Source organism: Spirillospora sp. NPDC047279, assembly GCF_040643285.1.
Lineage (GTDB): Bacteria > Actinomycetota > Actinomycetes > Streptosporangiales > Streptosporangiaceae > Spirillospora.
The window spans coordinates 433,885-460,253 of record NZ_JBEYUA010000007.1 but is presented as its reverse complement, the minus strand read 5'-3'; the positions used below and the strand labels follow the sequence as shown (position 1 = coordinate 460,253).

24 protein-coding genes are annotated in these 26,369 nt (G+C 73.4%); 20 read left to right on the top strand and 4 right to left on the bottom strand.

The features are described 5' to 3' along the window. The first annotated feature begins 3 nt into the window (after positions 1 to 3). From ABZ810_RS20900 to ABZ810_RS20830, 15 genes are all read left to right on the top strand, one after another. The gene (locus ABZ810_RS20900; RefSeq protein ID WP_358405340.1) at positions 4 to 861 is read left to right on the top strand and encodes an alpha/beta fold hydrolase; all 858 of its coding nucleotides are present in this window, start codon (positions 4 to 6) and stop codon (positions 859 to 861) included. A gap of 211 nt (positions 862 to 1,072) precedes the next feature. Further along, positions 1,073 to 3,166: a hydantoinase/oxoprolinase family protein gene (locus tag ABZ810_RS20895; protein ID WP_358405337.1), complete on the top strand. Its 2,094-nt coding sequence runs from the start codon at positions 1,073 to 1,075 to the stop codon at positions 3,164 to 3,166. Further along, positions 3,163 to 5,370, top strand: a complete 2,208-nt coding sequence (locus tag ABZ810_RS20890) for a hydantoinase B/oxoprolinase family protein (RefSeq protein WP_358405335.1) — start codon at positions 3,163 to 3,165, stop codon at positions 5,368 to 5,370. The genes ABZ810_RS20895 and ABZ810_RS20890 overlap by 4 nt, the downstream gene beginning before the upstream one ends. Then, complete coding sequence (locus ABZ810_RS20885) at positions 5,370 to 6,188, top strand: hypothetical protein (RefSeq protein ID WP_358405333.1); 819 nt, start codon at positions 5,370 to 5,372, stop codon at positions 6,186 to 6,188. Before ABZ810_RS20890 ends, ABZ810_RS20885 begins: the two co-directional genes overlap by 1 nt. Next, positions 6,185 to 6,436 (top strand): hypothetical protein, encoded by a 252-nt coding sequence (locus ABZ810_RS20880; protein WP_358405331.1) that lies wholly within the window; start codon positions 6,185 to 6,187, stop codon positions 6,434 to 6,436. Before ABZ810_RS20885 ends, ABZ810_RS20880 begins: the two co-directional genes overlap by 4 nt. Position 6,437: 1 nt before the next feature. Beyond that, positions 6,438 to 7,946, top strand: a complete 1,509-nt coding sequence (locus tag ABZ810_RS20875; protein ID WP_358405329.1) for a sugar ABC transporter ATP-binding protein — start codon at positions 6,438 to 6,440, stop codon at positions 7,944 to 7,946. Next, on the top strand, positions 7,943 to 8,917 hold the full coding sequence (locus ABZ810_RS20870; RefSeq protein ID WP_358405326.1) for an ABC transporter permease: 975 nt from the start codon (positions 7,943 to 7,945) through the stop codon (positions 8,915 to 8,917). The genes ABZ810_RS20875 and ABZ810_RS20870 overlap by 4 nt, the downstream gene beginning before the upstream one ends. A gap of 61 nt (positions 8,918 to 8,978) precedes the next feature. Continuing rightward, complete coding sequence (locus tag ABZ810_RS20865; RefSeq protein WP_358405324.1) at positions 8,979 to 9,971, top strand: sugar ABC transporter substrate-binding protein; 993 nt, start codon at positions 8,979 to 8,981, stop codon at positions 9,969 to 9,971. 7 nt (positions 9,972 to 9,978) lie between these two features. Beyond that, complete coding sequence (locus ABZ810_RS20860) at positions 9,979 to 10,806, top strand: IclR family transcriptional regulator (protein ID WP_358405322.1); 828 nt, start codon at positions 9,979 to 9,981, stop codon at positions 10,804 to 10,806. A 15-nt stretch (positions 10,807 to 10,821) separates the two neighbouring features. Continuing rightward, on the top strand, positions 10,822 to 11,577 hold the full coding sequence (locus tag ABZ810_RS20855) for a dienelactone hydrolase family protein (protein ID WP_358405320.1): 756 nt from the start codon (positions 10,822 to 10,824) through the stop codon (positions 11,575 to 11,577). Further along, positions 11,574 to 12,422, top strand: coding sequence for an alpha/beta fold hydrolase (locus tag ABZ810_RS20850; protein ID WP_358405318.1), 849 nt, complete (start codon positions 11,574 to 11,576; stop codon positions 12,420 to 12,422). The genes ABZ810_RS20855 and ABZ810_RS20850 overlap by 4 nt, the downstream gene beginning before the upstream one ends. Further along, positions 12,422 to 13,297, top strand: coding sequence for an alpha/beta fold hydrolase (locus ABZ810_RS20845; RefSeq protein WP_358405316.1), 876 nt, complete (start codon positions 12,422 to 12,424; stop codon positions 13,295 to 13,297). The genes ABZ810_RS20850 and ABZ810_RS20845 overlap by 1 nt, the downstream gene beginning before the upstream one ends. Next, positions 13,294 to 13,986 carry a class II aldolase/adducin family protein gene (locus tag ABZ810_RS20840; RefSeq protein ID WP_358405314.1) on the top strand — a complete coding sequence of 231 codons (693 nt, stop codon included), beginning with the start codon at positions 13,294 to 13,296 and terminating at the stop codon, positions 13,984 to 13,986. Before ABZ810_RS20845 ends, ABZ810_RS20840 begins: the two co-directional genes overlap by 4 nt. A gap of 120 nt (positions 13,987 to 14,106) precedes the next feature. Beyond that, positions 14,107 to 15,603: a CYTH and CHAD domain-containing protein gene (locus ABZ810_RS20835; RefSeq protein ID WP_358405311.1), complete on the top strand. Its 1,497-nt coding sequence runs from the start codon at positions 14,107 to 14,109 to the stop codon at positions 15,601 to 15,603. Between the two features lie 136 nt (positions 15,604 to 15,739). Further along, positions 15,740 to 16,234: a DUF6328 family protein gene (locus tag ABZ810_RS20830; RefSeq protein WP_358405309.1), complete on the top strand. Its 495-nt coding sequence runs from the start codon at positions 15,740 to 15,742 to the stop codon at positions 16,232 to 16,234. A gap of 171 nt (positions 16,235 to 16,405) precedes the next feature. On the opposite strand, the gene ABZ810_RS20825 is transcribed toward ABZ810_RS20830, so the two are convergent. Next, on the bottom strand, positions 16,406 to 17,422 hold the full coding sequence (locus tag ABZ810_RS20825) for a TIGR03617 family F420-dependent LLM class oxidoreductase (RefSeq protein ID WP_358405306.1): 1,017 nt from the start codon (positions 17,420 to 17,422) through the stop codon (positions 16,406 to 16,408). Positions 17,423 to 17,557: 135 nt separating this feature from the next. Here ABZ810_RS20825 and ABZ810_RS20820 point away from each other — a divergent pair, with 135 nt between their 5' ends. Beyond that, the gene (locus tag ABZ810_RS20820) at positions 17,558 to 17,788 is read left to right on the top strand and encodes a hypothetical protein (RefSeq protein ID WP_358405303.1); all 231 of its coding nucleotides are present in this window, start codon (positions 17,558 to 17,560) and stop codon (positions 17,786 to 17,788) included. A 239-nt stretch (positions 17,789 to 18,027) separates the two neighbouring features. Beyond that, positions 18,028 to 18,339 carry a protein kinase gene (locus tag ABZ810_RS20815; protein WP_358405300.1) on the top strand — a complete coding sequence of 104 codons (312 nt, stop codon included), beginning with the start codon at positions 18,028 to 18,030 and terminating at the stop codon, positions 18,337 to 18,339. A gap of 25 nt (positions 18,340 to 18,364) precedes the next feature. Here the strand turns inward: ABZ810_RS20815 and ABZ810_RS20810 are convergent, their stop codons facing one another. Then, entirely contained in the window at positions 18,365 to 19,219 is an 855-nt protein-coding gene (locus tag ABZ810_RS20810; protein ID WP_358405297.1) for a universal stress protein, read from the bottom strand. A gap of 243 nt (positions 19,220 to 19,462) precedes the next feature. Between ABZ810_RS20810 and ABZ810_RS20805 the strand changes: the two genes are divergently transcribed. Then, positions 19,463 to 20,971 (top strand): AAA family ATPase, encoded by a 1,509-nt coding sequence (locus ABZ810_RS20805; protein WP_358405295.1) that lies wholly within the window; start codon positions 19,463 to 19,465, stop codon positions 20,969 to 20,971. A gap of 89 nt (positions 20,972 to 21,060) precedes the next feature. Here the strand turns inward: ABZ810_RS20805 and ABZ810_RS20800 are convergent, their stop codons facing one another. Then, positions 21,061 to 21,531, bottom strand: a complete 471-nt coding sequence (locus ABZ810_RS20800; protein ID WP_358405293.1) for a DUF1801 domain-containing protein — start codon at positions 21,529 to 21,531, stop codon at positions 21,061 to 21,063. A 175-nt stretch (positions 21,532 to 21,706) separates the two neighbouring features. On the opposite strand from ABZ810_RS20800, the gene ABZ810_RS20795 reads away from it, so the two are divergent. Both ABZ810_RS20795 and ABZ810_RS20790 read left to right on the top strand, forming a co-directional pair. Continuing rightward, positions 21,707 to 24,187 (top strand): tetratricopeptide repeat protein, encoded by a 2,481-nt coding sequence (locus tag ABZ810_RS20795; protein WP_358405290.1) that lies wholly within the window; start codon positions 21,707 to 21,709, stop codon positions 24,185 to 24,187. A 100-nt stretch (positions 24,188 to 24,287) separates the two neighbouring features. Beyond that, a complete protein-coding gene (locus tag ABZ810_RS20790; RefSeq protein WP_358405288.1) occupies positions 24,288 to 24,911 on the top strand; it encodes a hypothetical protein in 624 nt (207 codons plus the stop codon). 57 nt (positions 24,912 to 24,968) lie between these two features. On the opposite strand, the gene ABZ810_RS20785 is transcribed toward ABZ810_RS20790, so the two are convergent. Next, positions 24,969 to 26,276, bottom strand: coding sequence for a hypothetical protein (locus tag ABZ810_RS20785; RefSeq protein WP_358405286.1), 1,308 nt, complete (start codon positions 26,274 to 26,276; stop codon positions 24,969 to 24,971). Positions 26,277 to 26,369 lie beyond the last annotated feature (93 nt).

Sequence of the window (26,369 nt, the reverse complement as noted above, 5' to 3'; positions counted from 1 at the left end):
CAGATGACGCTCTGGACCGACCTGGCCGCCACCTCCTTCACGGTCCGCACGGTGGAGGTCGGCGAGTGGTCGACGCGCGTGCTGGAGGCGGGAACGGGCACGCCGCTGGTCCTCATGCACGGGACCGGCGGCCACCTGGAGGCGTTCGCGCGGAACGTCCCGGCGCTCGCCGAACGTTTCCGGGTGATCGCCTACGACTTCCCCGGCCACGGGCGCACGACGCCGGCCACCCGCGACCTGGAGATCGCCGACTACGAGGCGCACCTCCTCGGGCTGCTCGACGCGCTCGGCCTCGGCCGCGTGCACCTGAGCGGCGAGTCGCTCGGCGGCTGGGTCGCGGCCTCCTTCGCGGCGGCCCACCCGGAACGCGTCGACCGCATGGTCCTGAACACGCCCGGCGGCTCCATGGCGACCCCGCAGGTCATGGACCGCATCAGGACGCTCAGCCAGGCCGCGGCCGACGACCCGAGCCCCGAGCGCATCCGCGCCCGGCTGGAGTGGCTCATGGCCGATCCCGCGTCGGTCACCGACGAGCTCGTCGAGGTCCGCCGGGCGATCTACGCCCGGCCGGGCTTCGCGCGGTCGATGCGGCATCTGCTGTGCCTCCAGGACCCCGAGGTCCGGCGCCGCAACATGCTCACCCCCGAGGTCCTCGCCGGGATCAAGGCGCCCACGCTGGTGATCTGGACCAGCCACGACCCGTCCGGCCCGGCGGGCGCGGGGGCCGAGATGGCCGACCGCATCCCGCGCGGCGAGTTCCGGCTCATCGAGGACGCCGGGCACTGGCCGCAGTGGGAGCAGCGCGAGGAGTTCGACCGGACGGTCCGGGACTTCCTCACCCCGGAGGCCACCCGAGCCTAGCCACCTCACCCGAAGGGTTTTCGACGACGCCGGTGCCCCGGTCCGCAGTGCGGACCGGGGCATTGCCGGTGGTCTGAGTGGCCGCGCAGAGTGTCGCAAGCGCAACACGGTCGTCACATCGGTGACATATCTCCGTTCGCGCCGACGATCTCGCGTCAACTCTGGTGAGGAAAGCGTGGAAAGTACATCGGATCCGGTACCGCGGTTCTTCGTGGGGACCGACGTCGGAGGAACGTTCACCGACCTCGTCGTCCTGCGGGACGGCCATCCGCCCCGGCTGTTCAAGTCGCCGACGACCCCGCGGGACCGGTCGGAGGGCGTGGTCGACGCCCTGAAGCTGGCCGCGGAGTCCTACGGGACGGACCTGGCGGAGTTCTGCGCCGCGATCGGTTACTTCGCGCACGGCACGACGGCCGCGACGAACGCGCTGATCGAGCGCAAGGGCGCCGTGACCGCGCTGCTCACCACGCGGGGCTTCAGCGACACGATGCTCATCCAGCGGTCGATGACGTCGTGGGTGGGGATGGGAGCGGCGACCGGTCACTACAGCCGCCGCCGCAACCCCGACCCGATCGTGCCGCGCTCGCGCATCGTGGAGATCACCGAACGCACCGACGCCCGGGGCGACGAGATCGTCGTGCTGGACGAGGCGGAGGTGCGCGGCGCCCTGCGGCGGCTGCGGGACGAGGGCGTGCGGGCCCTGGCGGTGTCGTTCCTGTGGTCGTTCGTCAACGGCGCGCACGAGGAACGGGCCGCCCAGATCATCGAGGAGGAGTGGCCCGAGGCCTACCTGACCCTCTCCCACCAGGTCGCGCCGGTCATCGGGGAGTACGAGCGGTCGGCCACGACCGTCGTCAACAGCTACCTGGGGCCGGTCATCCGCGACTACATCGCGGGCCTGGAGGGACGGCTGCGGTCCACCGGCTTCGCCGGCGACTTCTCGATCATGGACTCGGGCGGCGGGGTGATGCGGGCCGAGGACGCCGCGCGCCGCGCGTCGTCGATGCTCACCTCGGGCCCGGCGGGCGGCGTGCTGGCCTCGACCGCGCTGGCGGCCCGGCTCGGCCACCCGAACGTCATCACCTCCGACATGGGCGGCACCAGCTTCGACGTCGGCCTGATCATCGACGGGGAACCGCTGGTCGAGCGGATCAGCGAGGTCGGTGACCTGCACCTGGCGCTACCGCGGATCAAGGTGACGGCGATCGGCGCCGGCGGCGGGTCCCTGGCGTCGGTGGACGAGTCCGGCGTGCTGGTCGTCGGGCCCGAGAGCGCCGGTTCGGTGCCGGGGCCGGCCTGCTACGGGCGCGGCGGCGACCGCCCGACGGTGACCGACGCCGACGTCGTGCTGGGCATCATCGACCCGGCCCGTTTCCTGGGCGGCCGCATGCCGTTGGAGCGTTCCCTCGCGGAGAAGGCCATCCGGGCGCACATCGCCGACCCGCTCGGCCTGAGCGTCGAGGAGGCCGCGGCCGGCATCCGCAAGGTCGCCGACAACCAGATGGCCGACCTGCTGCGGAAGGTGACGGTCGAGCAGGGGCACGACCCCCGCGACTTCGCCGTCTACGCCTACGGCGGCGCCGGGCCGACCCACGCCTACGCCTACACCGAGGCCGCGGGCATCGCGACGCTCGTCGTCCCGCCGACCTCGACGGTGCATTCCGCCTACGGCACGGTGACCGCGGACCGGTACCGGGCGGTGCAGACGACGGAGGTCCACCGCACGCCGCCAGGCGTCGAGGATCCGGCCGCGCATCTGGACGCCGGACAGATCACCGCGACGTTCACCGCGCTCGCCGAACGGTGCCGCGCCGACCTGGACGGCGACCCGCGGGCCCGGCTGTCCCGCGTCGCCTACCTGAAGTTCCGCCGCCAGTCCCACGAACTCCCGCTCCCCGTCCCGGACGGCCCGGTGACCACCGGCGTCCTGCGCGAGCTGATCCAGGAGTTCCGGAACGCCTACGAGCGGATCTACGGCGCCGGAACGGCGCTGCTGGGCGCCGGCGTCGAGATCCACACCCTGCGGGTGGAAGGCCGGGTGAAGGTCACCGACGTCCGGGAGGGCCCTTACCCGGGCTCGGCCGACCCCGACGCGGCGCTCATCGGGGAGCGGGACGTGCACTTCCCCGAGACGGGCCGGATCACCACCCGCGTGTACCGGGGCGAGGGGCTGGGCGCGGGCGCGGCCCTCCGCGGTCCGGCGATCTTGGAGTTCTCGGGCACCACCGTGGTCGTCGGCCCCTCCCAGGCGCTCCTGGTCGACCCGCACAGCAACCTCGTCATCGACTGCAAGGGGGAGGCGTGACCACCAACGCCACCATCGACCCGATCACCTTCGAGGTCATCCGGCACCGGCTGCTGGCGATCACCGACGAGCAGGGCGCCACCCTGGCGGCGATCTCCGGCTCCACCCACGTCGTGGAGGCCAGCGACTACAACGTCGGGCTCTACCTCCCGGACGGCTCGGTCGCGGCGATGGGCCGCACGATCCTGTCGCACGCCTCGTCCATGGCCGCCATCACCCGGTCGGTCATCGAGGACTGCGCCGAGGACCCCGGCATCGCCCCCGGCGACATGTTCGTCGTCAACGACCCGTGGAAGGGCACCGTCCACGCCCAGGACGTCGGCCTCATCGCGCCGATCTTCTTCGACGGCGAGCTCCTCGCCTGGACCGGCGCCATGTGCCACATGGTCGACGTCGGCGGCATGACGCCCGGCAGCTTCTGCGTCGACGCGACCGACTCCTACCAGGAGGGCCTGCAGATGCCGCCGACCAAGCTGGTCGACGGCGGCAAGGTCCGCACCGACGTGTGGAACCTGATCCTCGCGCACACCCGGATGGCGCCGACCGTCAACCTGGACCTGCGCGCCCTCATCGGCGCGAACAACACCGCGATCCGCGCGATGACCGCGCTGGCCGGGAAGTACGGGGCCGGCACCGTCCGCACGGTGATGGAGAACCTCATCGACCTGTCGGAGCGGCGCCTGCGCAACCGGCTCGCCCTCCTGCCGGACGCGCGGCTGCACTCGCGCGCCTACCTCGACAACGACGGCGGCCTGGCCCTGTCGGACGAGAACGCGACGTACGAGGTCGACCTGGTGCTGACCAAGCGGGGCGACACCCTGCACTTCGACTTCTCCGGCTCGTCGCCGCAGGCCAAGGGCTACATCAACTGCGCCTACTCGGGGATGATGGCCGGGATCGCGGCCGCGCTGCTGCCCACCCTCGCGTTCGACGCCCCGTGGAACGAGGGGTTGTTCACACCGGTCGAGGTGACGTGCCCCGACGGGCTGATCTGCAACGCCTCGCGTCCCGCGGCGGTCAGCGGCGGGGCGCTCGAGGCGGGCTGGCTGGTCGAGATGACGGCCACGGAATGCCTGTCCAAGCTGGCGGCCTGCTCGGACGATCTGCTGCGCGAGGCGCAGGCGGGCCCGGCGGGCGGGCCGGACAAGTTCGTGCTCACCGGAGCCGGGGAGAACGGCGCCCGGCAGACCTACGTGATCATGGACTGCCTGGCGACGGGCGGCGCGGCCTACGCCCACCGCGACGGCGCCTGGACCCAGGGGCAGCACAACATCGAACGGCAGCGCATCTCCAACGTCGAGGCCGTCGAGATGGACTCGCCGCTGCTGTACCTGTGGCGGGGCCTGGTCGCCGACTCCGGCGGCGCCGGGCGGCACCGCGGCGGCATGAGCATGGGCGCGGTCTACACCGTGCACGGGGGCCGCGACGTCACCGCGCTGAACTCGGCGCACGGCTGGGAGGTGCCCAACTCCACCGGCATCTTCGGCGGCTACCCGGGAGCCCAGAACACCCGCACGGTCGTCCGCGGCAGTGACGTCAAGGCGCGGCTGGCCGCCGGGCGCATCCCGGCCGTGGAGGACCTGTCGGGGGAACGGCCGGTGATGCGCGGGAGGCAGGGGCTCTACCCCATGGGCGACGACGACGTCCTGGCGACGGTCCCGCAGGCGGGCGGCGGGTGGGGCGACCCCCTGGACCGGCCCGCCGAGCGGGTCCAGGCCGACCTGGACTTCGGCGCGATCACCCCGCAGGCGGCCGTGCGCCTCTACGGCGCGGCCCTGTCGGCCGACGGCCGCGTCGATCCCGAAGCCACCGCCGCCGTTCGCGACCGGCTGCGGGCCGCGCGGCTCGCCCTGCCCGCGGAACGGCCGCTGCCCGAGGAACCCGAGGGGCCGCGGACCAGGATCCACCCGATGGGCGACGGCCTGGAGATCGTCCAGGCGGACGGGCGGCGGTGGGTCGCGTGCGCCTGCGGACGCGTGCTCTCCCCGGCCGGCGAGCCCTGGCGGGCGTACGCCGCCGTCGAGGCCGGCCACGACGTGCACGAGTTCGGCCACGCCACCCGCCTGGACCCGGATCTGGAGCTGCGCCGCTACTCCTGCCCGGCCTGCGGGCGGCTCCAGGCGACCGACGTCGTCCGGCGGGGCGACGGCCATCCCGACGACATCCGGCTCCGCACCGGGGAGCACGCCGGAGAGGAGGGCTGATGGGGTACCTCGCCCTGGCCGCGGCGACGTCCCACGTGGGCGCGATCGTCAAGAACGCGCAGGCCGACCCGGAGGTGTCCGGGGTGCTGCACGACGCCTGGCGGCGGCTCGACGCCGAGATCGCCGAGGCCCGCCTCGACGCCGTCGTCCTCGTCGCGACCGACCACTACGAGACGTTCGGGCTGGAGAACTACCCGGCCTTCTGCCTCGGCCTCGCCGACGAGCACCACGGCTGGGCGGAGTTCGGCAACCCCGGCGGCTCCGTGCCGGGCCGTCCCGGCCTGGCCGAGGCGCTGCTCGGCGGCCTCACCGCCCGCGGGTTCGATCTGTCCCGCTCGCACACCATGGCGCTGGACCACAGCTTCATGGTGCCGCTGGCCAAGCTGCCGGCGGCCGCGGCCGCCGGGATCGTCCCGCTGTTCGTCAACTGCAACACCGCGCCGCTGCCGTCCCTGCGCCGCTGCCTCGATCTCGGCGTCGCGCTGCGCGAGACCGTCCGGGCGCTTCCCGGCAGCCCGCGGATCGGCGTCATCGGCACCGGCGGCCTGTCCCACTGGGTGGGGCTCCCGCGCTTCGGGGAGATCAACGAGGAGTTCGACGCCCGGCTGCTCGCCCTCCTCGAGGAGGGCCGGGCGGAGGACGTCGTGGCCTGGGAGGACGACCGGATCCTGGACGAGGCCGGCAACGGCGCGCTGGAGATCCGCACCTGGCTGGTCGCCGCGGGCGCGGCGGGCGGGCCCGCCCGCGTGCACGCCTACCGGCCGATGCCCGCCTGGACGGTCGGCATCGGCATCAGCGCCTTCGAGGTGACGCCGTGAGCATCGTCGGCCTCAACCGCCTCGCGCGGGAGCTGGAGCACTCCCCCGGCCTGCTCGCGGACTTCAAGGCCGCGCCCGAGCCGGTGCTGGCGCGCTATCCGCTCAGTCCCGAGGAACGGCGCGCGGTCACCGGCAGGAAGGCGGAGTGGCTGCTGGCCCACGGGATGAACCCCGTCGCCCTCCGCAACCTCATGGTCGTTCTCGGCGTGGCCCACCGGGACATGTACCCGTCCGCGGACGGGGCCTGACATGGCCGCCCTCGACGAACGCCCCCAGGCGCCGGTGCTGGAACTGCGCGGCGTGCGCAAGGCCTTCGGCGGCGCCCAGGCTCTCGCCGGCGTCGACTTCACGCTGCTGCCGGGCGAGGTGCACGCCGTCGTCGGGATGAACGGCGCGGGCAAGTCGACGCTCGTGGAGCTGATCTGCGGCTCGTTCGCCCCCGACGCGGGCGACATCCTCATCGACGGGCGGATCCAGGGCACGCTCACCCCGCGCCGCGTCCACGGAGCCGGTGTGAGCATCGTGCACCAGCGGCGCACCCTGGTGAACACCCTGACGGTCGCGGAGAACCTCCTGCTCGGCCGCCTCCCGGCGCGGGCGGGGCGGGTCCAGTGGCGGCGGGTGCGCGAGGAGGCGGCCCGGGCCCTGGCCGGCCTGGGCATCGACCTGCCGCCGGACACGGTCGCCGGGACCCTCGGCCCCGCCGAGCAGACCCTCGTGGAGATCGCCCGCGAGGTCCACCTCGGCGGCCGCGTGCTCATCCTGGACGAGCCGACGGCCTCGCTGGGCGGCCGGGACGCCCAGCGGATCCACCGTCTGGTCCGCACGCTCCGCGACCGCGGCGTGGCGATCGTCTACATCTCCCATCACCTCGACGAGGTCCTCGACCTCGCCGACCGCGTCACGGTGCTGCGGGACGGGCACGTCGCCACCGTCGCGCACTCCGCCGGGCTGGACCTGCCGGCCCTGATCCGCGCCATGGTCGGAGACCGGGTCGTGCACGAACGCCCGGACGCGCGCCGCCGCGCGGGCGAACCGGTACTGGAGCTGACCGGGCTGGCCGGGGGACGGCTTCGCGCCTTCGACCTGACGGTCCGGGCCGGCGAGGTCGTGGCGGTCCTCGGCCCGGTCGGTGACGGCCAGTCCGAACTGTTCCGCCTGCTCACCGGCCTCCGCCGGGCCTCGGACGGCCGCGTCACGGTGAACGGCGCCGGGGTGGCGCCCGGCGACGTCCGCGCGGCCCTGGCCGCCGGCCTGCGGTGCGTGACCGGCGACCGGCTGTCCTACGGGCTGGTGCCCGGCCTCAGCGTCGACGAGAACCTCGACCTCGTCCGCAGGGGACGGTCGCGGCCCTGGCTCGTGCGCTGGCGCGACGTCCACGCCGAAGGCCGCCGGGCCCGGGAACGTTTCGGCGTCACCGCCCTCCACGCCGACCCGCCCGTCTCCACCCTGTCGGGCGGCAACCAGCAGAAGGTGCTGCTGTCGGCGTGGCTCGACGGCGAGCCGGCCGCCTGCCTCCTGGAGGAGCCGACCAACGGCGTGGACGTCGCGGCCAAGGCCGACATCCACCGGATCGTCGACGGGCTCGCCGGCCGCGGCACCGCCGTCCTGCTCTGCTCCTGCGATCCGGACGAGGTCCTGCGGCTCGCCGACCGCGTCGTCGTCGTCCGCTCCGGGCGGATCGTCGCCGACTCCCCCATCGACCAGGTGACCCGGGACGACCTCGTAACGCTGACCGCTGGAGGAGACCAGACATGACCGCACTCACCGCGCCGCGAGGACTACGCCGGTTCGCACCGCCCGCCGGGGTCTCCCGGCATGCCGGGCTGCTGACGGTGCTGCTCGTCATCGGCACCGTCACGGCGGCCAGGAGCGACGTGTTCCTGACCGGGCCGAACCTGATCAACGTCTCGCAGCAGATCGCGGTCATCGCCGTCCTCGCCGCGGGCCTGACCCTCCTCATGACGGCGGGCGGCATCGACTTCTCGCTCGGCGCGATCGCGGCCGTCACCCACGGCGTCGTCGCCCAGCTCATCGTCGCGGGCCTGAACGAATGGACGGCGGTCGTCCTGGCCCTGGCGCTCGGCGCCACCATCGGCCTGGTCAACGGGCTGGTGGTGACGCGCATGAAGGTCGTGCCGTTCGTGGCGACGCTGGCCACCGCCACCGTCCTCGACGGGGCGGCCCTGCTCATCATCGACGGCAAGAGCGTCTCGATCGGCGAGCACCTCATGCCGCTGGGCTTCGGCGAGGTCGCGGGGACCGTGCCCGCCCTGGTGATCGTCGCCGTGATCGTCTGCGCGGCCGCGGCCCTGGTGCTGCGCTGGACGGCGTTCGGCCGCAACGCCTTCGCGATCGGCGGCAACGAGGACGCGGCCCGCCTCGCCGGGATCCCCGTCGTCCGTACCAAGCTGCTGCTCTACACCCTCGGCGGCATGCTCGCCGGGCTCGGCGGGGTCATGCTCGTGGCCCGGCTCGGCGCGGCCAGCCCCGGCACCGGCGGCCTGCACCTCGAGCTCACCGTGGTCGCCGCGGTCGTCATCGGCGGCACCGCCCTGCACGGCGGCAGCGGCACCCTCGCCGGCACCGTCCTGGGCGTCGTGCTCCTCGGCGTGGTCGCCAACTCCCTCAACCTGCTCCAGATCAACTCCCACTACCAGAACGTGGCGCTCGGCACGGTGCTGCTCGTCGCGGCCATCACCAACCACCTGCGCGGCCGCTCCCACTGACCGGCCCTTCCCGCCCCCCGCAGCCCACCCCACCACCCCGCAACGATTCGGGAGGACCGACATGGTCGCCACTCCGGGCGCAAACCACGCCCCGCCCCGCAGGCGCGTCATAGCGCTCACCACGTTCACCCTGGCCGCGGGCCTCGCCCTCACGGGCTGCTCGGTCGACGAGGGAGGGAAGGCCGCCGCGCCCGCCCCGTCCGGCAAGAAGCTGACGGTCGGCTTCGTCAACGGCAACTCGATCGAGTTCCACACCTGCCTCCAGCGGTCCATGCAGGCGCGGGCCGCCGGCGCCGGGGTCACGCTCCTGACCTCGAACTCGGCGATGGACCCGGCCAAGGAGCTGTCCAACATCGACGACATGATCGTCAAGCGGGTCGACGTGATCGTCGTGCAGACGGTCAACATCGACGCGCTGGAGGGCGGCATCACCCGCGCCAACCGCGCCCGTATCCCGATCTTCCTCACCTCGGTCGCCTCGGTCGACCAGAGCAAGATCCTCGGAGCGGTGGTCACCGACGTGCAGAAGGTCGGCCGCGAGCTCGGCGGCTGGCTGCTGAAGGACAGCGGCGGGAAGCCGGTCGAGGTCGGCATCGTCGGCGGCGCCCCCGGCGCGGCGGCCGACCTGATGAACGACGCCTTCAAGCAGGCCCTCGGCGGCTCCGCGAAGGTCGTCTTCGACCAGCCCGCGCTCTGGCAGCGCGCCAAGGCCCAGGACGTCGCGGAGAACATGCTCCAGGCACGGCCTCGCGTCTCCTACGTCTTCGTGCACAACGAGGACATGGCCTTCGGCGTCCTGGCCGCGTTCAAGGCCGCCGGACGCGACGACATCAAGATCCTCACCAATGGCGGCAGCGCCGCGGGGGTCAAGGCGATCACCAACGGCGAGTTCGCGGTCACGGTCAGCAACACGCCCCGGAGCGTCGGCGAGATGGCCATCGACAACGTCGTCGGCCTGCTGCGCGGCACGCCCGGCGCCCAGAAGATCGCCAAGGTCCCCGAGACCCTTGTGACCAGGGAGAATGCGAGCAAGGCGCCACCCTACTGCTCGTGAGGTTCCCATGGCCGACTCTCCCGTCCCTCCTCCTTCCGGTTCCGCTCCGCAGAACGGGCCGCGCCGCCGCGGGGTCCGCTCCGTCGACCGGGCGCTGGACGTGCTCAGCGCTTTCAGCGCGGCCCATCCGCGCCTGCAGCTCTCCGAGCTGGCCGACGCCGCGGGGGTGCCCAAGACCAGCACTCATCGCATCGCGGTGACGCTGGTCGAGCGCGGGTTCCTCCGGCAGGAGGAGGACGGGGCCTACGTCCTGGGCAACCGCCTCCTGGAACTGGGCAGCCTCGTCTCGGCGACGACCGCGCTGGCCCACCTGACGCAGGGCGTCGCCGAGGAGCTCATCCGTTCCACCGGCGAGACCGTGCTCATCGCCGAGATCGACTGGCGCGACCGTTCGCTGCTCATCACCGGCAAGCGCGAGGCTCCGCACTCGCCGGAGTCGCTGTCACCGCTGGGGCGGCGTTCCGCGCTGGGCAACGGCTGCATCAGCCGCGCCATCCTCGGCGGCCTGCCCCCGGAGGAGAGCGAGGAGATCGTCCCCACGCTGCACCTGGCGCAGCGCACGCCCGCCAGCATCACCGACCCCGCCGCGCTCCAGCGTGAGCTCGGCATCTGTCGGCGGCACGGTTACGCCATCGAGGTCGGCGAGTTCATCCCCGGCATCGCCGGGGTCGCCGTCCCCGTCATGGTCGCCGGGCGCCCGGCCGGTGCGGTCGCGGTCTGCGGCCACACCGAACGTATGTCGCGGCGCCGGCTCGAAGCCCTCGGCACCCATATCAAGTACCTGCTCGGACGAGCGGCGGCCACCCTGCCGCCGGGCTCGCCCAGAGCGGGCTGACCTCACGGAGGACCTATGCGAACGCCCGCCGACGCCGGCTGGGTGAGCTTCCCCGGCGGCCCGGACGAGATCCGCGGCTATCTGGCGCTGCCCCCCGCGGCACCCGGCGGCGCCCCGCCGCCCGTCGTCGTCATGGCCCACGAGAACCTGGGCGTCACCGCCCACCGGGAACGCGTCACCGAACTCTTCGCCGCCGAAGGCTTCGCCTGCCTGACCGTCGACCTGTACAGCCGCATCGGCGGGCGCCCGCCGCAGGACTACTCCAGCCCCGAGGAGCGGCGCGCCAAGGCGTTCCTGGCCGCCCGCGACGAGCAGGCGATGCCCGATCTGGACGCCGGCCTGGACTACCTGGCCGGCCGCGGCGACGTCGACGCCTCCCGCGCCGCCGTCGTCGGCTTCTGCCTCGGTGGCGGCCTCGCGCTCGCCTGGGCGACCGGCACCGACCGGCTGGCCTGCGCCGTTCCGCTGTACGGACTGCCCGAGCTGCCCGCCGCCTACAGCCCGACCGGCCGCGTCCGCTCGCGCATCGACATCGCCGGCACCGTCCGCTGCCCGGTGCAGGCGCACTTCGGCGGCGCGGACGAGGTGATCCCCCTCGACCAGGTCGCGCGGCTGGAGGAGGCGCTCGAACGTTCAGGACAGCCGGCCGAGGTGCACGTCTACGCGGGCGCCGGGCACGCGTACCACGACGACACCCACCCCAACCATCACCCTGAGGCCGCACGGCTGACCTGGGAACGCACTCTCGGCTTCCTGCGGGAACACCTGTGAGCCTCTGGACCGACCTGCTCGGCGCCGAGGTCCGGCACGTCGTCGCGGGAGGGGTGCCCACCCGGATCGTGTCCCTGGGGTCCGGTCCCCCGGTCGTCCTCCTGCACGGGCGCGGCGGGCATCTGGAGACCTTCGCCCGGAACCTGCCGGCGCTCGCCGCGGCCGGACGGCAGGCGATCGCGTTCGACCTCCTGGGCCACGGGCTCACCGGCCGCCCTCCCGCGGCCCGCTACACCGTCGAGGAGTTGACCGCGCACGCCCTCTCGGTGCTGGAGACGCTCGGGCTCGACCGCGCCGACCTCGTCGGCCAGTCGCTCGGGGGCTGGACGGCGGCGCTGCTCGCGCTTCGGGCGCCCGAACGGGTGCGGCGGCTGGTGCTCATCGAGCCGGCCGGGCTCCAGTCCGAGGCCGAACGCCTCACCGACGCCACGACCCGCGCCGCCTACGAACGAGGCGGCCGCGCCTATGCCGACCCCACGCCCGAGAGCGTCCGCACCCGCCTGGCGGGGCTCCTCGCCGACCCCGGCCGCGTCGACCCCGAGCTGGTGGAGGTCCGGACCGTCCTCTACCGGCCGGAGCAGGCCCGGCAGGTCCACCGCCTCGTCCGGGCCGCCGGCAACGACCGTTCGCTCCTGACACCCCGGCGGCTGGCCTGGCTCACCATGCCCGTGCTGTTCGTGCGCGGCGACGAGGGCCACACGCCTCCAGCCGTGGTCGCCGCCGCCCGCGAGGCGGTCCCGGACGCGAACGTCCTGACCGTCCCGGGGGCCAGGCAATGGCCGCAGTTCGAGCGGCCCGAGCTCGTCAACGAGGCCCTCATCGAATTCCTCAGCAAGGAGAACTGATGTCACTCTGGACCGACTCCCTCGGCGCCGAGACCCGTTTCCGCGACGCCGCCGGCTGGCGCACCCGTTCCATCGAGGCCGGGGAGGGCGACGCGGTCATCCTCATGGGCGGCCTCACCGGCCACGCCGAGGCCTTCCTCCGCAACATCGTCCCCCTCGCCGAACGCGGCCTGCGGGTCTACGCGATCGACGCGCTCGGGCACGGCCTCACCGCCCGTCCGACCGACGTCACCTACCACGCCCCCGTCTTCACCCGGCACCTCATCGGCTTCCTCGACGCCATCGGCGCCGAACGCGCGCACCTGGTCGGCCAGTCCCTCGGCGGGTGGACGGCCCTGCACACCGCCCTGAAGCACCCCGACCGCGTCGGGAGGCTCGTCTCGGTCACCGGCGCCGGGCTCCTCCTCTCCGACCCGGGCCGCGCCACCGAGAGCGAGAAGGTGCACGCCCAGGTCAAGGCCGTCACCACCAAGGCGGCTTCGGCGCCGACCCGCGAGAGCGTCCGCGAACGGCTGGAGTGGCTGATGGTCGACCCGGCCACCGTCACCGACGAGCTCGTCGAATGCCGCTACCGCTACTACACGCTGCCCGGCACCGAGAAGGCGCTGGCCAAGCTCGTGGCCGAGCAGCCCGGCGAGGCCAACCGGGTCCACATGCTCGGTGAGGACGACCTCGCCCGCATCACCCACGAGACCCTCGTGGTATGGACCGACCACAACCCCACCACGCCCGCCGAGGTCGGCCGCCGCGCCGCCGAGATCCTGCCCAACGCCACGTTCGACATGATCACCGACGCCGGGCACTGGCCGATGTTCGAACAGCCCGCCCAGTTCAACCGGATCGTCGGGGACTTCCTCACCAGGGCCCCCCGGTGACCCCTGCCGAAGAGGTCTCCCTCGGCTGCCGCGTGCTGGCCGCGCACGGCAACGCCGACCTCATCTGGGGGCACCTCTCCCTGCGCGACCCGGACGGCGCGGGCCTCTGGCTCAAGGCCGCCGGCCACGGAATGGAAGAGATCACCCCCGACCGCGTCGTCCTCATCGACCGCGACGGGACACGCCTGAACGGCGACGGCTCCGTCCACCTCGAATACCCCATCCACACCGAGATCATGGCCGCGCGCCCCGACGTCGGCGCGGTCGTGCACAGCCACGCCGAGTCGGCCGTCGCCTTCGCCGCCACGGGCCTCCCCCTCCACCCGATCGGCCACGAGGGCACCCTGTTCTGGCCCCCCGACATCGCCCGCTTCACCACCACCGGAGACCTCATCCGCGACCGCGCGCTCGGCAGGGCGGTCGCCGACGCCCTCGGCGACCGCAACGCCCTCCTCCTCCACCGGCACGGCCTGGTCACCGCGGGCCCCGACGTCCCCACCGCCGTCATGACCGCGATCTTCCTCGAGAAAGCCTGCCGCACCCAGCTCCAGACCGCCGCCGTCACAACGACCTACGACCACTCGGACGAGGCCGAGTCCCTCGCCAAACGCGCCCGCTGCTACGCCCCGCCCCAACTCCAAGCCGCCTGGCTCTACCTCCTCCGCCGACTCCCCCCATACCCGAGCTGAGGACCAGGCCTTGCGGGGCCGTGGGCCGGTACCTGGGTTCTTCCTCTGGTTCCGTGTAGATCCTCCTCAAGGGGTAGGCAAGAGGATCTGAGCTGAATCGTCCTAGGAGGAGGAGCCGACATGGCCGGCCATGTCGAGATCGAACGCAAGTACGAGACCGATCACGAGTTCACCCTCCCTGATCTACGCGACGTTCCGGGGTTGTCGAACGTCGCCGCGCCCGTGCGCCACACGCTGCTGGCCCGCTACTACGACACCCAGGACCTGCGCCTGGCCCGCCACGGCATCACGTTGCGCCGGCGGACGGGCGGCGACGACGACGGCTGGCATCTCAAGCTGCCCAAGACCAAGGGCGAGCGGCACGAGATCAGCCGGCCCGCCGGCGACCCCGACGACGACGTGCCCGCGGAGCTGGCCGAGCTGGTCCTGGCCCGGACCCGCGGGGCGCCGCTGACCACGGTGGCGGAGCTGCGCACCGACCGCACCGAGCACGCGCTGCTGGCCGACGACGGCTCGGTCCTGGGCCAGCTCGCCGACGACCGCGTCACCGGGCTGCGGCTCGACCGGCTCGGCGACGGCGTCACCTCGTGGCGCGAGCTGGAGGTCGAGCTCGTGGAGGGCTCTCCGGACCTGCTGAGCGACGTGGGCGACCAGCTGGTGGGCTCCGGCGCCCGGTCGAGCGACGCGCCCGCCAAGCTCGTCGTGGTGCTCGGCGACGACGCCGCCCCGGCCGAACGGCCCGAGAGGTACCGTACGGCGGCCGAGACGATGACCACCTACCTGCACGCGCTCGTGGAGCGGATGCTCTCCTACGACCCGCTGGTACGGCTGGCCGATCACGACGACGACTCGGTGCACAAGATGCGCACGTCGATCCGCCGGGTGCGCAGCATCCTGCGGACGCACCGGCGCCTGCTCGACCGCGCCCGCACCGACGTCCTGGACGCGGAGCTGAAATGGCTGGCCGACGCCCTCGGTGAGGTCCGGGACCTGGAGGTGCTCCAGGCCCGCTTCCACGGGCAGCTCGCCGCGTACCCCGATCCGCCCGGCCGGCCGGGCTGGTTGAAGCAACTGGCCGACCAGGAGAGCGCCGCGCGGGACGGGCTCCGTGAACGGTTGCGGAGCGCGCGCTACATGGCGCTGCTGCAACGGCTCGACGACGTCCTGACCGACCCGCCGGTCACCGGGGACGCCCACCGCAAGGCGCGCAAGCAGGAACGCGAGATCGTGGCCCGCGCCCGGCGCAAGATGATCAAGAAGTACCGGGCGGCCGAGGGTCTGCCGGAGGGGCCGGACCGGGACGCGGCGCTGCACGGCACGCGCAAGGCGGCCAAGCGGCTCCGTTACACCGCCGACGCGGCCGAACCGGTGCTCGGCAAGCCCGCCCGCCGCATCTCCCGCCGCGCCAGCAAGCTGCAGGACGTCCTCGGCGCCCACCAGGACCGCATCGTCGCGGCCGACCACCTGTCGGGGATCGAGGACGCCAGGGCCGACGGCCCGGCCGACGCCTACGCGCTCGGGATCCTCATCGCCGTCCAGGACCGTACCGACACGCTCGAAGACCTGCCCCGCACGTGGAAGCGGGTCGCCGACACCAAGCTCGCCAAGAAGCTCTGACTCTCGCCGCGTGGTGACCGGCACCGGCCGGTCACCGCCTCTCCTGCGCGCCCGTCGGCTCGCCCTGGAACCGCGAGGGTCGCGAACGTACGATCTGCGCAAACTCATCCACCCCCGTGCCCTCAAGGAGCTGAGCGTGAGCGACCCCGAGCAGCCAGCACGCAGAGGAACCCAGGAAGAAAGCCCCGCCGAGCGAGCCGACCGCAACTTCGTCGAACTCCTGCAAGGTTTCCGGGTGGCCGTCACCGGCATCCAGGTGTTGTTCGCCTTCCTGCTGACGGTCCCGTTCTCCGTCGGCTTCGCCAAGCTCGACTCGTTCGACCGCTGGCTGTACTACGTGGCGCTGGTCGGCGCGGCCGTCGCCTCGCTGTTCTTCATCGCCCCGGTCGCCCAGCATCGGATCCTGTTCCGGCAGGGCCTCAAGGAATCGCTCGTCCGCCGTTCGAACCTCTACGGGATGATCGGCACGCTGGCCCTGGCGGTCTCCATCACCGCGTCCACCATGATGGTGGTCGACTACATCTTCAACGGCGCGCTGCCCCTGGTCACGGCCGCCGGCGCCGCCGCGCTCGCCGCCTGGCTCTGGTTCATCGAGCCGATGATCCACCGCGCCAGGAACGGGAACTCCTGACATCTGCCGGACCTTCGTCCAGGTCCTCGAGGCGACCACCGCCGCGCGCGTGATCGGCGCCGACCCCCGTGAGGACGCGCGGCGGCCGCCTGATCCCCCACTTCGCCTTCAGCGCAGCCCACGGACCTCCTCACGGGCCGTAACGGCCGGCGCGCGGGGTGAGCGGGCGGCTCAGGGCGTTCGCTTCAGCTCGTTCGCGAGGGCGGCGATGGTCTCCTGCGGGTGTGTCGAGCCGGGGAAGTAGGCGCAGACCCGTTCGGCCACGTCACCGAACCGCGCCCTGATCTCGGCGGCGCACTCGGCGGGCGTTCCGGCCACCGCCAGGGTCCGCATCATCGTGTCGTCGATCAGGCCGATCATCGTCATGATGTCGCCGGTCTTGGACAGCGCGTTCAGCTCGGGTTGCAGGTCCCCCCAGCCCTCGACGTCCAGCACCGGCCTGTACGCGGGGGTCGAGCCGTAGAACGCCAGCAGCGCCTTCACCCCGAAGGCCGCCGCATCGACCTCCTCGGCGGTGCCGCCCATCGCGACGATCACCTGCGGGTAGAGGTCGATCCGCTCGCGCCCCGCCAGCTCCAGTCCCTCGGCCACGGCCGGGAGCGTGCGCTCGCGGAAATGCCGGTGGCTGTGGAACGGCATCACCAGCAGCCCGTCGGCGACCTCGGCCGCGGTCCGGGTCATCACCGGCCCCAGCGCCCCCAGCAGGACCGGCGGGACACCGTACGGGTTCGGTCCCGGCACGAACGTCGGGGGCATCAGGGTGTGCTTGGTGAACTCGCCGCGGAAGTCGAGCCGCGTGCCGTCCTGCCAGGAGTTCAGGATCGCCTTCACCGCGAGGACCGTCTCCCGCATCCGGGCGGCCGGCCTGCTCCAGGTCGCCCCGTACCGGTTCTCGATGTGCGGCTTGATCTGCGAGCCCAGGCCGAGCCGGAACCGGCCCCCGCTCAGCAGCTGCAGGTCGTAGGCCATGTTGGCCAGGTTCATCGGGCTGCGCGGGATCGCGATAGCGACGTTGGTCATCAGGTCGGTCGGCGGCACGTCCGACGAACCCGCCGCGACGATCAGCGGCAGGAACACGTCGTGCGGCCCCTCGAACGTGAACAGTCCGTCCACCCCCGCCGCGATCAGCTCGCGGGCACGCCGCGCCGCCTCGTCCGGCCGGCCGTCCAACTGAACGTCGAGTTTCACTGACCGATCTCCGTCCCGCGCGCTCACCTGGAATGGGTCCCCGAGCATGCTCCCGCACCCAAGCCACAAAGCGCCAAAGGGGGTATTAACCCGACTTCCGGGTAGGTGGGGCGTCCCCAACGAAGGAGGAGGCTCATGGCGACCGAAGAGACCGGTCAGGTCACGGGCACCAAGGACAAGGACTACAACCTGATCTGGTTCACCGAGGCGTGCCTCAGCAACGTCCTGCGCCTGGAGATCTACATCAAGGACGCCGAGCAGGCCGGCGACCAGGAACTCACCGCCTTCTTCCAGCGCGCGCAGGCGGAGAGCCGCAAGGGAGCAGAGCAGGCGAAGGAACTCCTCAGAAAGCGCCTGACCACCTGACCCCCCACCAGGACCCCGGGGCCAAGACCGCGAACCCGGTCCCCCGGGGTCTCCCCTTGCCCACCGCCTCACAGACCGGCCCCGCCGGAATGTCATCACGAGGATCGCGCCTGCCCTCTTCAGGCCGGTCAGCGATTGCGACTTCAATGCCTATGCAACGATGGTGAACGTGGTGGCTTTCCGGGGTGAAAATGGGTCGAAATGGTGGTACGACGCCGCGGCGAGGCTGGGGAAGGAAAGTGGATTCGGGGAAGGTCTTTCGGGGGACGGGCGCGATCGAGTCCCGGAGTCTCGACGGCATGGCGGCCCTCGACGTGCTCCGCCAGGTCGGCCAGGGGCTGGTCGAGCTGGCCGGGGTTCCCATGCTCCATCGCGACCTCAAGCCCGCGAACGTCCTCGCCTTCGGGGACGTGTGGAGGCTCGCGGACTTCGGCCTCTCGCGCGACCTTCTCAAGTCGACCGCCTGCAAGGAGCTCGAACGCCTCGGATGCGATCCCGAGGTGTGCGGGAGGAAGCTCAAGCAGATGCAGACCAGGTTCATGAACCGCTGACCGGGCACCGCCTTCCCGCGGCCGGTCAGGCCGGCGGGGCGTGGACGATGGCGACGGCGCAGGGGGCGTGCCGGAGGAGGGCCGTGCTGGTGGCGCCCAGGAGGAGCGGGTCTACGCGGCCCGTGCCGCGGTCGCCCACGACGATCAGGTCGGCGTCGGCGGCCGCTTCGAGGAGGGCCGTCCGGGGGCCTTCCAGCACGAGTGCGGTCCGCGCGTCGACCTGGGGGTACTTCACTCGCCAGGGGGCGACGGCCCGTTCCAGGCGGGTGCCGCAGGAGCGCGTCAGCTTGTCCTCGTCGGCGAAGAGGGCCAGCTCGGAGTCGGCGACGGCGCCCGGCTCCCAGCAGCCGTAGACGGCCCGCAGGTTCCATCCGCGCAGGGCGGCCTCCTCGAACGCGAACGCCAGCGCGGCGTCGGAGGCGGGAGACCCGTCCACGCCGACGACGACGCGTTCGCGGAAGGCCCCGGCCCGGCGGACCACGATCACGGGACGGACGGCGCGGGCGGGCAGTTGCAGCACCGTCGACCCGACGGGCGGTTCGTCCTGCCCGTGGGAGCCGATCACGACGAGCTCCGCCTCGTGGGCCTCGTGGACGAGGGCGGCGTAGGCCGGCCCGTCCATCAGCCTCGTGCGGACCTTCACCGAGCGGGCGAGCCGGGCGGCCTGGCCGGCGCCGTGGTCGAGGAGGCGCTCGCCCTTGCGCTTGACGACCGCCTCGATGCCGACGTCGACGTGGCTGATCGGGTACGGCCAGCGCCAGCAGTGGCAGACCGTCAGGTCCAGGTGCCGCAGCCGCGCCTCGTCGGCCGCCCACCGGAGCGCCCGGTCGCTCTCCGCCGTGCCGTCGTAGCCGACCAGGACGTTGGGATACGGAGGCATGGTCACTCCCTTCCGAACCGGTCTGGTTCCAGCCTCGTCCTGCCGCCGGGCGCTCACCAGGGACCTTGGTCCTCGCCGCGCCGCCACCGGCGCGCGCGGGCGGTCCCCGCGCACGCGAGGCGGCCGAATCAAGGGCGAAGGTCCTGGATTCAAGGGACCTCCCGACACTGCCGGCCCGGCCCCGGCGGCGCCACGCTGGCACTGGAGAGATCGACGGGCCGGTCGTTCTCGGAGGAGGCTGGGATGGAACGCCACAGGGCCGGGGACGTGACGTTCTCCCCCACCGCCCCGGCCGCCGTGAGCGAGACCCACACCGGGATCGTGTTCTTCGCCGGAGACCGTGCGTACAAGGTCAAGAAGCCGGTGGCCCTGGGGTTTCTCGACTTCACCACCCGGGAGGCGCGGGAGCGCGCCTGCCGCCGCGAGGTGGAGCTCAACAGCCGGTTCTCCCCCGACGTCTACCTCGGCGTCGCCGACGTGCACGGGCCGGCCGGCGACGTCCGCGACCACCTCGTGGTGATGCGGCGCATGCCGGTGGACCGCCGGCTGGCCGGCCTGGTGCGGGCGCGCCGGCCCGTCGACGACGCCCTGCGCGACATCGCCAGGCGGCTGGCGGCGTGGCACGCGCGGGCGCCGCGGAACGCCGAGATCTCGGCCGAGGGCACCCGGGACGCGCTGCGCGGCCGGTGGACCGCCGGCTTCGACCAGGTGCGGCCGTTCCACGGGCGCTCCATCGACGCGGCCGGCGCGGCCGAGGTCGAGCGGCTCACGCTGCGCTTCCTCGCAGGGCGCGCGCCGCTCTTCGACGCGCGCATCGCCGCGGGCCGGGTGGTGGACGGCCACGGTGACCTGCTCGCCAACGACGTCTTCGTGCTGGACGACGGCCCGCGGATCCTGGACTGCCTGGAGTTCGACGACCGCCTGCGCTACCTGGACGGCCTGGACGACGCCGCGTTCCTCGCGATGGACCTCGAACGCCTCGGCGCGCCCGACCTGGCGGAGCGGTTCGTGCGCTGGTACGCCGAGTACGCCGCCGACCCCGCCCCGCCCTCGCTGCGGCACCACTACGTCGCCTACCGCGCCTTCGTCCGCGCCAAGGTCGCGTGCTTCCGGCACGCCCAGGGCGACTCGCACGCGGCGCGCGAAGCGGCGCGGCTGACCGCCGTGGCGCTGCGGCATCTGCGGGCCGGCGAGGTCGGGCTGATCCTGGTGGGCGGGCTCCCCGGCACCGGCAAGTCGACCCTCGCCGGCGCCGTCGCGGACCGGCTCGGCGCGACGCTGATCAGCTCGGACCGGACCCGCAAGGAGCTCGGCGGCCTCCCGGCCGAGCATTCCGCCGCGGCGCCGTACGGCACCGGCCTGTACGACCGGGAGTCGACCGGCCGCACCTACTCCGTCCTGCTGGACCGTGCGCGGCGGCTGCTCGGCCTCGGCGAGACCGTGGTGCTGGACGCCTCCTGGACGGACGCGGGCCACCGGCAGGACGCGGAGGCGCTGGCCGCCGCGGTGGACGCCGACCTGGTGGCGATGCGCTGCGACGCCCCGGCCGGGCTCGCGGCCGAACGCCTCCGCAACCGTCCGCACGGGCCCTCGGACGCCACCGCCGAGATCGCGGCGGCCATGGCCGCGGAGGCGTCCGCGTGGCCCGGCGCCCATCGGATCGACACCAGCGGCCCGATCGGCAAGGCGCTCGAACAGGCCCTGGAGATCCTCCGGCCCGAGGGCGCTCCCGCCGGCGAGCCCGAAGGCTGAGAACGGGCCCGCGCACGCGCGCGGGGCGGCCCGGGACTCTCGTCCCCGGGCGCCCGACGGCGGTGGGCCCGGCCTCGGTGGGCGGGATCTCAGGCCGCCGCCCGCCTCACGAGCTCGGCGAGCCGCGCCTCGGCCTCGGCGGTCAGCCCGGCGAGCGCGAAGGAGGCCGGCCACAGGACGCCGTCGTCGAGGGCGGCGACGTCGCTGAAACCCACGGTGGCGTAGCGCGTCTTGAACTTCTGCGCGGGCTGGAAGAAGAGGAGGACCTTCCCGTCCTTGGCGTAGGCGGGCTGCCCGTAGTAGAGCCGCGGGGTGAGGTGCGGCGCGCTCGACTTGACGATCTCGTGGATGCGCTCGGCGAGGGCGCGGTCGGCGTCGGTCATCTCGGCGATCTTCGCGAGCACGTCCCGCTCGCCGTCCGCGCCGGCCTTGCCAGGGGCGCGGCGGGCTGCCTTCTTCAGCTCCTGGGCGTGCTCCTTCATCGCGGCGCGCTCGTCCTCGGTGAACCCGTCGAACTTGGCGGCGGTCGTGGTCGCGGCGGCCTTGCGCGTGGTGGTCATGTTCTCTCCTCCGTGGTCCGGCGCCTCCTTCGTCCGGGGGCGTGGCTCCATCACAGCCCGGGGCGGCCTACGATGGCGACGGCGGTGGGACGCCCTGGGACAGCCGCAACGGCTCTGGCCTGGGGAGACGCCGCCCTGATAACTTCCGCCGGAGCGGGACAGGGAGGCGGGACAAGTGGCCGTGCAACAGCAACCTTCGAGGAAGGCCGACCCCCAGGACGAGCTGGCGGCGCGGCTGCGCATGCTCCAGGAGCTGTCGGGACGCGGCGTGCGGGCCCTCGCGCGGGACACCGGCCTCAGCTCGTCGTCGTTGTCGCGCTACCTGGGCGGCCAGACGGTGCCGCCCTGGCCCGCGGTGATCGAGATCTGCCGCCTGGTCAAGCGCGACCCCCGCCCGCTGCGCCCGCTGTGGGAACGGGCCTCCAACCCGCTGCCGGCGCCGCCGAAGACGAGCCGGCAGGTCCAGCCCCCGCCGCCGCCCACCGGCGCGGTGCGGCCGCCCCGCAACGACCTGCCGCGCGACGTGCCCGACTTCACCGGCCGCGAGGCCGAGCTCGCCGCGGTGCTCGCCGCGGTGGACGGCAGCCGCGTGGTCAGCGTCGACGGCATGGCGGGCGTCGGCAAGACCTGCCTGGCCGTGCACGCCGCGCACCGGCTCGCCGACGGCCACCCCGACGCCCAGCTCTACATCGACCTGCACGGGTTCACCGCCGGGCGGGAGCCGCTCGGCCCCGACCCCGCGCTGCGGGCCCTGCTCGCCGCCCTCGACGTGCCGTCGGAGAAGATCCCGCAGGAGGGCGGCATCGAGCCGCTGGCCGCCTGCTGGCGCTCGGAGCTGGCCCACCGGCGGGCCGTCGTCGTCCTCGACAACGCCGTGGACGCCGACCAGGTCCGCCCGCTGCTGCCCGGCGCCGGCCCGTCCGTTGCGCTGATCACCAGCCGCAACCGGCTGCTGGGCCTGGACGAGGTGCCGCCGGTGTCGCTGGACGTGCTGACGCCGGAGGAGAGCGCCGAGCTGCTGGCCCGCGCCAGCGGCGACCCGGGCGGATCCGGCGGCCGGCTGGCCCGCGAGCCCGAGTCCGCCGCCGAGGTGCTGCGGCTGTGCGGCCACCTGCCGCTGGCCCTGCGGCTGGCCGCGGCGCGGCTCCGGCACCGGCCGGGCTGGACCGTGGGCATCCTCGTCGAGCGCATGGCGGAGGGCGCCACCGAGTTCGACACCGCGTTCGACATGTCCGTCCGGCAGCTCGACCGCGCCCAGCACCGCTTCTTCCGGCTGCTGGGCCTGCTGCCCGGCTCGACGTTCGACGAGTACGCGGCGGCGGCGCTGGCGGACCTGCCGCTGCGCGGCACCCGGGCCATGCTCGAAGACCTCCTCGACGCGCACCTGGTCCAGCAGCCCGCCGCAGGCCGCTACCGGCTGCACGACCTCGTCCGCCAGCACGCGCTGCGCTCCGCCGCCGAGCAGGACTCGCCGGAGCGGCTGGAGCAGGCGCTCGGCCGGGTGCTCGACTACTACGTGCACGCGGCGGCCGCCGCCGACGCGGCCATGTCGTACCTGCCGCCCAGCCGGGAGGTCTCCGCGGGCCGTCCCCCGGCCGAGCTGCCGACGTTCACCGGCAAGCACCAGGCGCTCTACTGGTGCGTCACCGAGTACACCACCCTGATGGCGGCCTTCGAAGCGGCGGTCGGCGCCGGAGCCGACGTGCACGTGTGCGAGCTGCCGCGCTACATGCGGGCCTTCTTCGCGCGGCGCTGCGGCACCACGCACCTCAACGTCCTGTTCGAACGTTCGCTGGTCGCCGCGCGGCGCCTGGGCGACCCGCTGCAGCTGGCCGAGGCGCACAGCGACCTGGGGTTCGCCCGCTACAACGCGGGCCGGATGGCGGAGGCGGGCGCCGCGTACGAGGCGGCGGCGCCGCTGGTGTCCCAGACCGGGGACGTACGTTCCGAGGCCGAGCTGACCATGCGCCGCGGCTACCTGAGGTGGGACGAGGGCCAGGTCGAGGAGCCCCTCGATCTGTTCCGGCTGGCGGGCAGGCTGTACGAGGACGCCGGCTGCCCGATGGGCACCGCGCACGCGACCGCGTACGAGGCCTGGGCGATGTTGCAGCTCGGGCACCGCGAGGACGCCGCCCGGCTGGCCCGCGCGGCGCTGGACGTCCCGCACGCCGACCCCGCCTGGCCGCCCACGCTGACGGCGCGGATCACCCTCGGCGTGGCCATCGCCGGCGAGGAGCCCGAGGAGGCGATGGGGCATCTGGAGCAGGCGCTCGCCTTCGCCCGCGAGGACGGCCACAAGCACAACGAGGCGTGGTGCCTCAACTGCCTGGGCGTCGCGCTGCGCCGGATGGGCCGGTACGAGGAGGCGCTCGACAGCCACCGGCGGGCGTTCGCCCTGCTGGACGAGCTGTTCGAGGAGCACTGGAAGATCCATTTCCTGGACGGCTACGCCGAGACCTGCCGGCTGGCGGGCCTGCCCGGCGAGGCGCTGCGGCTGCACCGGGAGGCGCTGGAGCTGGCCCCGAGACTGGGCTACCGGCTGGCGGAGGCCCTCGCCCACGAGGGGATCGCCGCCGTTCTCGACGAGAGCGATCCGTCCACCGCCGCCGGGCACCGCGCCACCGGCCGGTCCATCCGGCAGGAGCTGGCGCCGTGAGGCCGGCCTCCGGGGCCTGATCGGCCCCGGGCCGATCACCTTGTCGGAGACTTTGCCGCCCGGTTACCAGGCCGGCGGATCGCCCGGCATACCGTGAAGCATGGCCGGACCACCCAGCAGAGCGGCCGCGAACGGCACCGCCGAGTTCACCCAGGCCGCGCGGCGGCTGTTCACGGGCCTGGGCTACGACAACACCACCAACACCATGATCGCCGACGCGGCCGGGGTGCCCGTCGCGGCGGTCGCGGCGGCCGGTGGGCGAGGCGGCCTCTACCGGACGATCATCGCCGACTTCTACGCGGCCCAGAACACCATGCTGGACGCCGCGGAGGCCGACTTCTCCCGCGACCCGGCCGGCATCCGCCGGTTCCTCGAACACGTCCTGGACTTCTACCTGGACCACTTCGACCTGATGGTGATCTGGAACCACCGGCTCATGGACGACGCCGCCGACCTGCACGACATCGAGGAGAGTTACCGCGCCCCGGTGTACCGCAGGGTCGCCGGCATCATCGGCGCCGAGCTGATCGGCGACAGCGACTTCCAGATGATGGCCAACGTCTTCACCTGGAGCCTGTACGGCTTCGTCTCCAGCGGCGTCTACCGCAGCGACGGCTCGCTCGTCGGCGCCGAGCAGGAGAAGGCGCGCGCCGAGTTCCGGGCCTGCATGACCCGGTTGCAGGAGCTGGTCCTGGACGTCCACTTCAGCCGGCTGACCGGCTGAGGCGGACGTCCAGGACGACCCGCGTGAGGGCCGCCGCGACGGCGGCCCCGGTGCCCCTCAGTGGCCGCGGCGCCCGAACGCGCGGTCCAGGACGTCGCGGGTGACGGTCCGGCCGAGCCGTTCCCCGTCCACGGAGGCGGTGCGGTAGTGCACCCCGGCCCAGATCCGCGCCTCGAGCAGCTCGGCCGTGGCGGCGGACAGGCTGTCGTAGCGGCGGGTGGTGCCGGAGTCGGCGCTGTAGGCGCTGAACGTGAGGTCGTCGCGGCCGAAGAACGTCCGCAGGCTCGTCGTGACCGCCGAGGTGAAGCAGGCGTGCCCGGACGGGTACTCCGTCGAGGGCGCCGTGGTCCGCAGCGGGGTCCAGGACGGGTCGGCGTGCGTGGCCGGGTTGCCGTCGGCGCCGGCCAGCGGGGTCGCCGTCACCGGACGCCAGAAGCTCCAGTGCTTCTTCTCCTTGTAGCAGGCGATCAGCGAGTCGGCGGCGGACACGTCCACCATCGCGAACAGGCGGGACGTCTGCAGCGTGCTGAGCCGCCGGGTCGTCGCCAGCTGGCGGATGATCGACCACTCCACCAGCCGCGGGTCGTCCCACCAGATCGCGGCCTCGGTCTGGTCGGGCGTCCGCACCGTGCTGGTGGCCGAGCCGACGGCCTGGACCTCGTTCTGGTCGCGCGCGTAGGCGGCGCTCTTCAGCGCCGGCGGGCCCGGGACGCGGTAGTCGCCGGAGGAGCGGATGACGAACGGCTCCAGCGTGGCGAACCAGGCGCCGACCTGGAGATAGCCGGGCGGGGTCGGCCGCCACTGGCCGGGGGCGGTGCCGACCCTCCACGTCGCGTCGGAGAACGCGCCGTCGTCGCGGCGGGCGTCGATCATGGCCGCGGCCGTCGCCTCGCCGACGGCGATGCCGCCGCTCTTGGCACGGCCGTCGGGGATCGCGGCGAGAGACTCGTCGTACCGCGCGCGCAGCCAGCCGGCCTGGGCGGGGAAGAGCCAGACGAGCACGCGGTAGGCCGCCGTGGCGACGGCGGCGGGCGTCGAGTCGCCGGGCCTGCTGCGCGGCGCGACCAGGTACGGCTCGTACGGGGTGCCGGCGATGGCGTTCACCGCGTCGTACACGGCGCCCTGGACGATCGCGAAGCTGCGGGCGGTCGCGGTCGGCGACTGCCGGGCGACCTCGTAGATGGCGGTCTGGGCGTGCACGTCCCAGATGATGACGGCGTTGGGCTCGGCGGCCGTCCGCGCCGGGGCGGCGGTGACCGGCCGGGCCTGCGCCGCGGTCGCGGTGAACACCAGCGGCGCGGCCAGGGCGAGCGCGGACATGACCACCACGCCGCGCAGTCTGCCGAATCTCTCGCGATGCGACATCGCGTCCCTCCATAGGCTGATCGGTGCCGGCGCGGGGTGCTTCCTTCCGTGAGGGTGACCGCCGGAGCCGGTCCTGTCGTTACGAGGGAGCGC

Coding starts and splice junctions, on each gene's coding strand:
- ABZ810_RS20885 (WP_358405333.1), top strand. CDS start 5,370: ATGGGGTACCTCGCCCTGGCCGCGGCGACGTCCCACGTGGGCGCGATC.
- ABZ810_RS20805 (WP_358405295.1), top strand. CDS start 19,463: ATGGAACGCCACAGGGCCGGGGACGTGACGTTCTCCCCCACCGCCCCG.
- ABZ810_RS20820 (WP_358405303.1), top strand. CDS start 17,558: ATGGCGACCGAAGAGACCGGTCAGGTCACGGGCACCAAGGACAAGGAC.
- ABZ810_RS20855 (WP_358405320.1), top strand. CDS start 10,822: ATGCGAACGCCCGCCGACGCCGGCTGGGTGAGCTTCCCCGGCGGCCCG.
- ABZ810_RS20800 (WP_358405293.1), bottom strand. CDS start 21,531: ATGACCACCACGCGCAAGGCCGCCGCGACCACGACCGCCGCCAAGTTC.
- ABZ810_RS20865 (WP_358405324.1), top strand. CDS start 8,979: ATGGTCGCCACTCCGGGCGCAAACCACGCCCCGCCCCGCAGGCGCGTC.
- ABZ810_RS20860 (WP_358405322.1), top strand. CDS start 9,979: ATGGCCGACTCTCCCGTCCCTCCTCCTTCCGGTTCCGCTCCGCAGAAC.
- ABZ810_RS20810 (WP_358405297.1), bottom strand. CDS start 19,219: ATGCCTCCGTATCCCAACGTCCTGGTCGGCTACGACGGCACGGCGGAG.
- ABZ810_RS20835 (WP_358405311.1), top strand. CDS start 14,107: ATGGCCGGCCATGTCGAGATCGAACGCAAGTACGAGACCGATCACGAG.
- ABZ810_RS20875 (WP_358405329.1), top strand. CDS start 6,438: ATGGCCGCCCTCGACGAACGCCCCCAGGCGCCGGTGCTGGAACTGCGC.
- ABZ810_RS20870 (WP_358405326.1), top strand. CDS start 7,943: ATGACCGCACTCACCGCGCCGCGAGGACTACGCCGGTTCGCACCGCCC.
- ABZ810_RS20845 (WP_358405316.1), top strand. CDS start 12,422: ATGTCACTCTGGACCGACTCCCTCGGCGCCGAGACCCGTTTCCGCGAC.
- ABZ810_RS20900 (WP_358405340.1), top strand. CDS start 4: ATGACGCTCTGGACCGACCTGGCCGCCACCTCCTTCACGGTCCGCACG.
- ABZ810_RS20790 (WP_358405288.1), top strand. CDS start 24,288: ATGGCCGGACCACCCAGCAGAGCGGCCGCGAACGGCACCGCCGAGTTC.
- ABZ810_RS20785 (WP_358405286.1), bottom strand. CDS start 26,276: ATGTCGCATCGCGAGAGATTCGGCAGACTGCGCGGCGTGGTGGTCATG.